This is a genomic window from Streptomyces sp. MnatMP-M17, assembly GCF_900091995.1.
Classification (GTDB): Bacteria; Actinomycetota; Actinomycetes; order Streptomycetales; family Streptomycetaceae; genus Streptomyces.
In genome coordinates this window covers 1-9,616 of record NZ_FMDK01000144.1, presented here as the reverse complement: position 1 = coordinate 9,616, position 9,616 = coordinate 1, and the positions used below count along the sequence as shown (strand labels likewise).

Annotated in this window: 8 protein-coding genes and 1 pseudogene; 8 read left to right on the top strand and 1 reads right to left on the bottom strand. The window is 71.7% G+C overall.

Going from position 1 to position 9,616, the window contains the following annotated elements; all coding sequences use genetic code 11:
• From GA0115259_RS07550 to GA0115259_RS07535, 4 genes are all read left to right on the top strand, one after another.
• Positions 1-388: DUF3043 domain-containing protein (locus GA0115259_RS07550; RefSeq protein WP_093592698.1), on the top strand; the 388-nt coding region annotated here is incomplete at its 5' end.
• Positions 389-438: 50 nt separating this feature from the next.
• A complete protein-coding gene (locus GA0115259_RS07545; RefSeq protein ID WP_093592711.1) occupies positions 439-1,182 on the top strand; it encodes a class I SAM-dependent methyltransferase in 744 nt (247 codons plus the stop codon).
• A gap of 296 nt (positions 1,183-1,478) precedes the next feature.
• The gene (locus tag GA0115259_RS07540) at positions 1,479-3,203 is read left to right on the top strand and encodes an ABC transporter ATP-binding protein (protein ID WP_237539831.1); all 1,725 of its coding nucleotides are present in this window, start codon (positions 1,479-1,481) and stop codon (positions 3,201-3,203) included.
• Positions 3,204-3,345: 142 nt separating this feature from the next.
• Positions 3,346-4,443: a S1C family serine protease gene (locus GA0115259_RS07535; protein WP_093592695.1), complete on the top strand. Its 1,098-nt coding sequence runs from the start codon at positions 3,346-3,348 to the stop codon at positions 4,441-4,443.
• Positions 4,444-4,653: 210 nt separating this feature from the next.
• Here GA0115259_RS07535 and GA0115259_RS07530 read toward each other — a convergent pair whose 3' ends face one another.
• Positions 4,654-4,857, bottom strand: coding sequence for a hypothetical protein (locus GA0115259_RS07530; protein ID WP_093592692.1), 204 nt, complete (start codon positions 4,855-4,857; stop codon positions 4,654-4,656).
• 93 nt (positions 4,858-4,950) lie between these two features.
• Between GA0115259_RS07530 and GA0115259_RS07525 the strand changes: the two genes are divergently transcribed.
• From GA0115259_RS07525 to GA0115259_RS07510, 4 genes and pseudogenes are all read left to right on the top strand, one after another.
• Positions 4,951-6,165 (top strand): bifunctional adenosylcobinamide kinase/adenosylcobinamide-phosphate guanylyltransferase, encoded by a 1,215-nt coding sequence (locus GA0115259_RS07525; protein WP_093592689.1) that lies wholly within the window; start codon positions 4,951-4,953, stop codon positions 6,163-6,165.
• A 182-nt stretch (positions 6,166-6,347) separates the two neighbouring features.
• Positions 6,348-7,481 carry a nicotinate-nucleotide--dimethylbenzimidazole phosphoribosyltransferase gene (gene cobT / locus GA0115259_RS07520; RefSeq protein ID WP_093592704.1) on the top strand — a complete coding sequence of 378 codons (1,134 nt, stop codon included), beginning with the start codon at positions 6,348-6,350 and terminating at the stop codon, positions 7,479-7,481.
• 84 nt (positions 7,482-7,565) lie between these two features.
• Positions 7,566-9,341, top strand: coding sequence for a phosphatidylglycerol lysyltransferase domain-containing protein (locus GA0115259_RS07515; protein ID WP_093592701.1), 1,776 nt, complete (start codon positions 7,566-7,568; stop codon positions 9,339-9,341).
• 51 nt (positions 9,342-9,392) lie between these two features.
• Positions 9,393-9,616, top strand: a pseudogene (locus tag GA0115259_RS07510) (hypothetical protein); the annotation flags it as partial.

Sequence of the window (9,616 nt, the reverse complement as noted above, 5' to 3'; positions counted from 1 at the left end):
GCCCCGCCAGCGCGAGGCGCTGGCCAGCGGTGACGAGCGCTTCCTGCCCGCCCGTGACAAGGGCCCGGTACGGCGCTTCGTGCGCGATTACGTGGACTCCCGGTTCTGCATGGCGGAGTTCTTCCTGCCGCTCGCCGTGGTGATCCTCGTACTGAGCATGGTGCGGGTCGGCCAGCTCCAGAACATCGCGCTGCTGCTGTGGCTGGTCGTGATCGTGCTGATCGTGGTGGACTCGGTCGGTATCTGGTTCCGGCTGCGCAAGCAGCTCGCCGAGCGCTTCCCGGACACGCCCAAGCGCGGTGCCGTGGCCTACGGCCTGATGCGTACGCTCCAGATGCGCCGACTCCGGCTGCCCAAGCCGCAGGTCAAGCGCGGAGAGCGGCCCTGAGCGCGGAGATTCCCGGTTTCGCCGGCGGTTCGGCGAACTGGCTCGCCGAGCTGGGCGGGCTGCGCAATGTCGTACGGCAGGAGCTGGTCGCGCGCCAGCTCGACGAGCAGATAGCCGGCCGCTTCCCGGTGGGACAGCGGCTGCGTGTACTGGATGTCGGGGCAGGGCAGGGCACTCAGTCCCTGCGGCTGGCACGCGCGGGACACACGGTGACCGGACTGGAGTCCGACGCCGGAATGCTCGCCAGGGCGCGGGAGACACTCGCCGACGAGCCCGCGGGCATACAGGAGCGGGTCCGGCTGATCGAGGGCGACGGTCTGCAGACCGGCGTCCATTTTCTGCCCGGCAGCTTCGACGTGGTGCTCTGCCACGGTGAGCTGATGTATGTCGGCGAGCCGGACGCGATGCTCGCGGGCCTGGCCAGGATGCTGGCGCCGGGCGGTCTGCTCTCACTGCTCGTACGGAACGGCGACGCGCTGGCGCTGCGGCCGGGGCTGGCCGGGGACTGGCCGGGCGCGCTGGAGGCATTCGAGGCGGACACGTACACCAACCGGCTGGGACTGCGGGTGCGCGCGGACCGGCTGGAGCGGCTGACCGCCACGCTGGCGGGGATCGCGGCACCGCTGCACGCCTGGTACGGCGTACGGGTCTTCACGGACGGAGCGCCCGACGGTACGGAGCCGCCGGCCGGCGAGGAACTGGACCGGCTGCTGGCGGCGGAGGACCGGGCGGGACGTACGGAACCGTACCGCCGGGTCGCCGCGCTGCTGCATCTGTGCGGAGTGCGCGGCTGATGTGTGAAGTACGCGGCTGAGTCAGGCGACGGGGCCTGTGCCGCGTCCTCACGAAGGTGACCAGTGTGGAGAACGGCGGCAGAGCCGATGACGCGCGCGAGAGCGTGCGGGAACGTGCGGAACGTAAACGTACGGAACACGCGGAACATACGGGCGAGCGGGATTCACCAACGGCATCAGCGGTACCAACAGACGCGACAGCCCTGGGCGCTCCCGAGGATCCGGCGGATACGAAGGAAGTCTCGGACGGGCCGCCGGAGACGCCCAGGCTCTCCGCCGGCGAGACCTGGCGGGCCCTGTACCAGCACTTCCGGCCGCACCGCCGGATCGTCGCCCTCGGCGGCTTCCTCGCGCTGATCGGCGCCGCGACCGGACTGGCCCAGCCGCTCGCCGCCAAGGCCCTGGTGGACCGGCTCGGCGACGACGGCTCGATCACCGGGATCCTGCTGCTGCTCACGCTTCTGGTGGTGGCGGGCACGGCGATCGAGGCGGTCGCCTCGTATCTGCTGGAGCGGACTGCGGAGTCCGTCGTCCTCGCCGCCCGCCGCACGCTGATCGGACGGCTGCTGCGGCTGCGGCTGCCCGAGGTGGAGCGGACCCAGCCGGGCGATCTGATGTCCCGGGTCACCTCGGACACCACGCTGCTGCGCGCGGTGACGACACGGTCGATCGTCTCGGCGGCCACCGGCGGTCTCACCTTCCTGGCGACGATCGCGCTGATGGGCGTGATGGACGCGGTGCTGCTCGGCGTCACGCTCGGCGTGATCGTGCTGATCGGCGGCGCCGTGGCCCTGGTGATGCCGAAGATCGCGCAGGCGACCCGGCGTTCGCAGGAGGCGGTCGGCGAGATATCCACGGTGCTGGAGCGTGCCTTCGGCGCGTTCCGTACGCTCAAGGCCTCCGGCGCGGAGGACCGGGAGAGCGCCGTGGTGGCGGCAGCGGCCGAGCGGGCGTGGCAGCACGGCGTACGGTCCGCCAAGTGGCAGTCGGTCGCCGGATCCTCGGTCGGACTGGCCGTACAGGTGTCGTTCCTGGCGGTGCTGGGCATCGGCGGCGCCCGGGTGGCCTCGGGCGCCATCACCGTCTCGACGCTCGTCGCCTTCCTGCTGTATCTGTTCTTTCTGATCGATCCGGTGTCGAAGCTGGTCGAGGCGGTCACGCAGTACCAGGTGGGATCGGCGGCCGTCGCCCGGATCGAGGAGGCGGAGCGGCTGGCGACGGAGACGCTGGATGGGCCGCCGGAATCCGGAGCGTCGGCGAGTGCCCGTCCGGACCACGGTCCCGCGACGGTGGTCTTCGAGGACGTCAGATTCCGCTACCGGGACGGTCTCCCGTATGTCCACCACGGAGTCTCCTTCGAGGTGCCCGGCCCAGGGATGACGGCCTTCGTCGGCCCGTCCGGTGCGGGAAAGACGACGGTCTTCGGACTGATCGAGCGGTTCTACGAGGCGAGCGGCGGCCGGGTCCTGGTCGACGGCAAGGACGTACGGGAGTGGCCGCTGACCGAACTGCGCGCCGCCATCGGCTATGTCGAGCAGGACGCGCCCGTACTGGCCGGGACGCTCCGCGAGAATCTGGTCTTCGCCGCGCCGGACGCCTCCGACGCGGAGATACACGAGGTGCTCGTACGGGCCAGGCTCGACGGGCTCGTGGAGCGGCTGCCGGACGGTCTGGAGACACTCGTCGGCCATCGCGGCTCCAAGCTGTCGGGCGGCGAGCGGCAGCGGGTGGCGATCGCGCGGGCGCTGCTGCGCAGGCCTCGGCTGCTGCTTCTGGACGAGGCGACCTCGCAGCTCGACGCGGTCAACGAGATGGCGCTGCGGGACGCGGTGACGGAGGCGGCCCGCAGTGTGACGGTGCTGGTGGTGGCGCACCGGCTGTCGACGGTGACGCTGGCGGACCGGATCGTGGTGATGGACGCGGGCCGGGTACGGGCGGTGGGCACGCACGACGAACTGGTGGCGAACGATCCGCTGTACGGAGAGCTCGCGGCGACGCAGTTCCTGGCGGCGGCGCGCTGAGCGGACGGCACGCCGAGCGGGCTGCGGGTCCGCAGCCCGGGTGTGCGGAGGTGTGCGCCGATCAGGGAGTCCCGTCCGCTCCACCCCCTGATCGGCGGCGTATCACAGGCCGCCGCAACAGGGCGAAAGGGATACTCCGGGCATGAATGCTTCCCTTCGCCCGGCCCGGACCACCCGGATCCGCACCGCCCGGATCTGCGCGGTCGCGCTCGTGGTCGCCCTGGTCGGCGGGTGCAGAGGCACCGCGCCGGGCGCGGACGGCGCAGTGTCCGTTTCCACGGCGTCCACGCCCAAGCCCGCCGCCGCGCAACGCTCAACCAACAGCCTCCAGAGCGACTACGAGAACGTGATCAAGAACGTACTGCCGTCGGTCGTCCAGATCGACACGGGAAACGGTCTGGGCTCGGGCATCGTCTACGACGACAAGGGCCATATCGTCACCAACGCCCATGTGGTCGGCAAACAGCGGACGTTCGGAGTGACGGTGGCCAACAGCGAGCAGCCGCTGGCGGCCCGGCTGGTCTCCAGCTTCCCGGAGCAGGATCTCGCCGTCGTCAAGCTCGACAAGATCCCGAGCGGACTGAAGGCCGCGGCGTTCGGTGACACCTCGAAGGTCGCGGTCGGCCAGATCGTGCTGGCCATGGGCTCACCGCTGGGGCTGTCGGGCAGTGTCACACAGGGCATCGTCTCGGCGGTCGGACGGACCGTCAGCGAGGGCGCGAGCGGTGGCGGCACGGGCGCCACGATCGCCAATATGGTACAGACGTCGGCGGCGATCAATCCGGGCAACAGCGGTGGCGCGCTGGTCAATCTGGACAGCCAGGTGATCGGGATCCCGACGCTGGCGGCGACGGATCCGCAGCTCGGCAATTCGGCCGCGCCCGGCATCGGATTCGCCATCCCGGCGTCGATGGTGCGGACCGTCGCCGACCAGATCATCAAGAACGGCAAGGTCACGGACTCGGGCCGGGCGGCCCTCGGGATCACCGGCCGTACCGTACTCGGCGCGGACTTCCAGCCGGCGGGTGTCGCGGTGGTCTCGGTCACGAAGGGCGGCGCGGCCGAGAAGGCGGGCATCCGGGCCGGGGACATCATCGTCAAGGTCGGCGACACCCGGATCACGACGATCACCTCACTCGCGGAGGCACTCGCGCCGGCCAAGCCGGGACAGAAGGTCAAGGTGACCTATGTCCGGGCGGGCGGCACGAAGACGACGGAGGTCACGCTCGGCGAGATGTAGACGGTACGCCGTGCGGTGACGCCGTACGGACATGAAGACGCCCGCGGCCGACCGGTCGGTCCGGGCCACGGGCGTCCCGCGTGTGCGGTCGGCTCTCGCTCAGACCCTGGGGCCTCTCGTCTGGATCTTGCCGGGCTCGCGTGCCCGCGGTGACATCGGCCGCTGCCGCGGCGGGCGCTCCCTGATCCGGCCAGATCCAGACGAAAGACCCTAGTCGGCGCGCAGGCTCATCGGGCCGTAGATCTTGCTGCCGTCCTCGAACAGCGACACCTGCTCGGCGCCGCCGCTCAGCAACTCCTTCCACGCCTCGCCGATCCACGACTCGGCGTCTCCCTGCGTGGTGAACTCCTCCGGCTCCACCGCAGGCGGGACCTCCGTACCGTCGGCCTTCTCGAACCGCCACGTCCACGCCATATGCGCCTCCCGGGTCCCGCGGAACTGATCGATTTCCTGCCCGCAGCGTAGCCGGGCGCGCACCCTCGGCGGTGACACGGGAGGATCATCCCCGTGGAACTGACTCTGCTCGGCACCGGAGCCCCCGCCGGGCTTCCTCGTCCTCACTGTCCCTGCGCCGCCTGCGCGACCGCCCGTGGCGAGCGGGCCCGTGCCGCGACCGCGCTGCTGGTGGACAGTGTGCTGCTGCTGGATCTGACGCCGGGCGCCGCTCTCGCCGCGGCCCGTGCCGGGCACTCGCTCGCGGGTGTACGGCAGGTCCTGCTCACCCATCCGCACGACGGCCCGGCGATGGAGCTGCCCGCCGGGCTGCCCGCGGCGGGACGGGTGGCGGACGGGCGGGTGCTGACGCTGCTCAGCGGACACCGGGTGCGGGCGCTGGCGATGGACGCGCCGGGCACCGGGTACGAGGTGACAGGGCCGGGAGGCGAGCGGCTGCTCTATCTGCCGCCGGGCGGTGCGCCCGCCGGAGTACCGGACAACGGCCGCGCCGCCACGGCTCCTTCTCCTTACGACCTGGTGGCCGCGGATGTCACCGGGCGGCCCGACGCGGTGGCGCGGCTGCGGGCGGCCGGTACGGTCGGTCCCGCGACGGCGGTCGTCGCCGTCCATCTCGACCATGACGTACCGCCCGGCGACGAACTGGACCGACAGCTCGCGGCGGCGGGCGCGCGCGCCGTCCCGGACGGTACGACGCTGACGGTCGGCGCGTACCACCCGGGCCCGGAAGTGCCCAGGCGCACGCTGGTGACGGGCGGCGCGCGCTCCGGCAAGTCCTGGGAGGCCGAACGGCGGTTGGCCGCGTTCCCGGGCGTGCTGTACGTGGCGACGGGCGGTCGCCGCGAGGACGACGCCGAGTGGACGGCCCGCGTCCGCGCCCACCGCGAACGACGGCCCGGATCCTGGCGCACCGCCGAGACCTGCGACCTCGTACCGCTGCTCGCGGAAGAGGGACCGCCGCTGCTGATCGACTGCCTGTCGCTGTGGCTGACCGACGCGATGGACCGGGTGAACGCGTGGGACGACACGGCGTGGACGGCAGGCGGCGAGACGGCGCTGCGCCGACGGACCGCGTCGCTGGCCACCGCGATCCGCGAGACCCGGCGCACGGTGGTCCTCGTGACGAACGAGGCGGGATCGGGCGTGGTCCCGGCGACGGCGTCGGGCCGCCGGTTCAGGGACGAACTGGGCCGGTTGAACGCGGCGGTGGCGGACGAGTGCGAGTCGGTTCTGCTGGTGGTGGCAGGCCAACCGCTCACGCTGCGCTGAGCAGCCGCGTGTCCGTCCGGTGACGGTTCCGTCCTCGAACGCCGGACGGGCTTGGTGGGTGCCCGCAACGGCCCCGCGCCGCCAGGCGCACCCGTACCGGCCGGCAAAACCCGGCCCGTCCGGCGATTGAGGACACGGCACCGCAGCCCAGCCACAACGCGCCCCGGTAATCTTCAGAGGTGCTGAACCTCGATGACTTCTCCGATCTGATCGAGCGTCCCGACAGCGGGACGCGGCGGGACGCCGAAGCGCGGCGCGAGCGGCTGGTCGTGCCGCCCGGTGCGCTCGGGCGGCTCGACGAGCTGGGCGAGTGGCTCTCCGCCGCGCAGGGTTCCGTACCGGTCAAGGCCGTGCGCCAGCCCCGCGTCGTACTGTTCGCGGGCGATCACGGAGTCGCCGGTCTCGGTGTGTCGGGACGGCCGGCCGGTGGTGCCTACCGGCTGGTGCGGGACGTGCTGGAGGGCGCGAGCCCCGTCGCCGTGCTGGCCCGCCGGGCCGAGGTGCCGGTGCGGATCGTGGACGCCGGGCTGGACTGCGATCCGGAGCTGCTGCCCGAGGAGGTCGTAAGGCACCGGGTGCGGCGCGGCAGCGGGCGGATCGACATCGAGGACGCGCTGACCACCGAGGAGGCCGAGCGGGCCGTACGGCTCGGGATGGCGATCGCCGACGAGGAGGCGGACTCGGGCACGGATCTGATCGTCCTCGGCGATCTGAGCGTCGGCGGCACCACACCCGCGTCCACGCTGATCGCCGCGCTGTGCGGCACGGACGCGTCCGTGGTCACCGGGCGCGGCGGCGCGGGCATCGACGACCTGGCGTGGATGCGCAAGTGCGCGGCGATCCGTGACGCGCTGCGGCGGGCCCGTCCTGTCCTCGGCGACCAGTTGGAGCTGCTGGCGAGGGTGGGCGGCGCGGATCTGGCCGCGATGACGGGCTTTCTGCTCCAGAGCGCGGTACGGCGGATGCCCGTCATCCTGGACGGTGTGGTCGCGGCGGCCTGCGCACTGGTCGGCCAGCGGGCCGCGTTCCGCGCGCCCGACTGGTGGCTCGCGGGACAGATGAGCGGTGAGCCCGGCCAGGCGAAGGCGCTGGACCGGATGGCGCTCACACCGCTGCTCGACCAGGGCATCACCGTCGGCGAGGGCGCAGGCGCGCTGCTCGCGCTGCCGCTCGTCCAGGCCGCCGCCGCCCTCGCCGCGGAGCTGCCGGAGCGGGAGTCCGCCGAGGAGCCTGCCGAGGAGTCCGTCGAAGGGACCACCGGGGAGACGGTCAAGACCGAGGAGTCCGTCAAGGCCGAGGAAGGCACGGCCGGCTGAGGTGTCGACAGACGGGCCGGGCCGCCGCCACTGACGGCGGTCTCAGCCGTCCCATCAAGCGGAATGCCCCATATGATCGTTTTCATGGGAGAAGTCCGTCTGGCTGTCGATCGATCGAGCCGAGGCACCGACCGTTCGCGGCGCGCCGCGGCGTTCGCCGTCTGGTATCTGCGCGCCGTCACCTTCGTCAACTTCCTCAGCGCCGTCTGGGTCTCCCTCGGCCAGGATCTGCGGCGTCACAACACCGACAACTACTTCACCCCGTATCTGCTCACCGCGGGCTTCGCCTCGGGCGTGTTCACGCTCTTCCTGGCGGTCACCATGCGCCGCCGCAAACGCGCGGCCTGGATCCTCAATCTCGTGCTCTCCGGGCTCTTCCTGCTGCTCTTCGCCCTTGTGATGGACTTTCCGGAGATCAGGCGCTATCCGCAGAACTGGATCTCGCTCGCCCTGTCCGCCGCCTTCGTCTGCGCCCTGCTGCTCGGCCGGCCCGAGTTCTACGCGAAGGGCGACCGGTCCAATCCGAAGCTCGCCGCGGCCGTGGCGGCCGGCGGACTGCTCGTCACCTCGCTGGTGGCCGCCCTGATCGTCACCGTCACCAATACCGCGCGCGGCGGTTCGACCTTTCCCGAGCGCTGGCGCTACGGAGCGACACGGCTGGTCTCGCTGACGGCGGACGAGGCGCGGTTCCCCGGGATCACCACTCCCGGCTGGGCCAATGTCGCCATCAACGTCCTCTCCACGCTGCTGCTGCTCGCCGTGGTGTACGCGGCCTTCCGCTCACGGCGCGCGGTCGATCCGCTCACGCCGGTGGACGAGGCGAAGCTGCGTCTGCTGCTGGACAGATACGGCGAGCGCGACTCCCTGGGCTACTTCGCGCTGCGCCGCGAGAAGAGCGTCGTATGGTCACCGACCGGCAAGGCGGCCATCACCTATCGCGTCGTCGGCGGTGTCTCCCTGGCCTCCGGCGATCCGATCGGCGATCCGGAGGCCTGGCCCGGCGCGATCGTGCCCTGGCTGGCCGAGGCCCGTGAGCACGGCTGGATCCCGGCCGTCATGGGAGCGGGCGAGGAGGCGGGCACGATCTACGCCCGGTACGGTTTCGACGCGCTGGAACTGGGAGACGAGGCGATCGTCGAGACGGCCGAATTCGCTCTGGAGGGACGGGCGATGCGGACCGTGCGCCAGGCGTACAACCGGGTCGCGCGGGCCGGCTATCAGGTTCGTATCCGGCGCCACGAGGACATCCCGGCCGATGAGATGGCGGAGTTGCTGCGCCGCGCGGACGACTGGCGCGACGGCGCCACCGAGCGCGGCTTCTCGATGGCGCTCGGCCGGCTCGGCGACCCGGGCGACGGCCGCTGTGTGATGCTCGAATGCTGGGACGGCGAACCAGGCGGAGAACAAGGGCGGTTGCGTGCCGTGCTGAGCTTCGTTCCCTGGGGCCCCAAGGGCCTCTCCCTCGATCTGATGCGCCGTGACCGCGACAGCGAGAACGGCCTCATGGAGTTCATGGTCATCGAACTCCTCCAGCGCGCCGCGGAGATCGGGATCGCCCAGCTCTCGCTCAACTTCGCCATGTTCCGGTCGGTCTTCGAGCGTGGCGGAAAGCTGGGCGCGGGACCTGTGCTGCGGCTCTGGCGCGGGCTGCTCAGCTTCTTCTCGCGCTGGTGGCAGATCGAGTCGCTCTACCGCGCCAACGCCAAGTACCGGCCGATCTGGGAGCCACGCTTCATGCTCTTCGAGAAGAGCGCCGATCTGCCGCGCATCGGCCTCGCGGCGGGCCGCGCGGAAGGCTTCCTGGAGACACCGGGACTCCCGCGCTGGCTGCGCCGCCGCCGGCTGGAGTCCGGACGGTGACGCGGTGACGGCCGCCTTTTCGACGTTCGCGGCCGGGGCTACGCTCGCGCGATGACCTCTCTGGACGACGGAGCCGGCATACCGGCCGACGGCGCGAACGGCGAGCGGGAACGGGAGCAGAAGAACGGACAGGACGCACGGGCCTCGGTCGGTGACGGCCTGCGGTTCGCCTTCGGCACCCTGACCGTTCTCCCGGTCCGTGTCACCCGCTGGGACCGCCCGGCCGCCCGCGCCGGAATGCTGTGCGCGCCGGCCGCCGGAGCGGTGGTGGGCCT

Coding starts and splice junctions, on each gene's coding strand:
- GA0115259_RS07530 (WP_093592692.1), bottom strand. CDS start 4,857: ATGGCGTGGACGTGGCGGTTCGAGAAGGCCGACGGTACGGAGGTCCCG.
- GA0115259_RS07535 (WP_093592695.1), top strand. CDS start 3,346: ATGAATGCTTCCCTTCGCCCGGCCCGGACCACCCGGATCCGCACCGCC.
- GA0115259_RS07515 (WP_093592701.1), top strand. CDS start 7,566: ATGGGAGAAGTCCGTCTGGCTGTCGATCGATCGAGCCGAGGCACCGAC.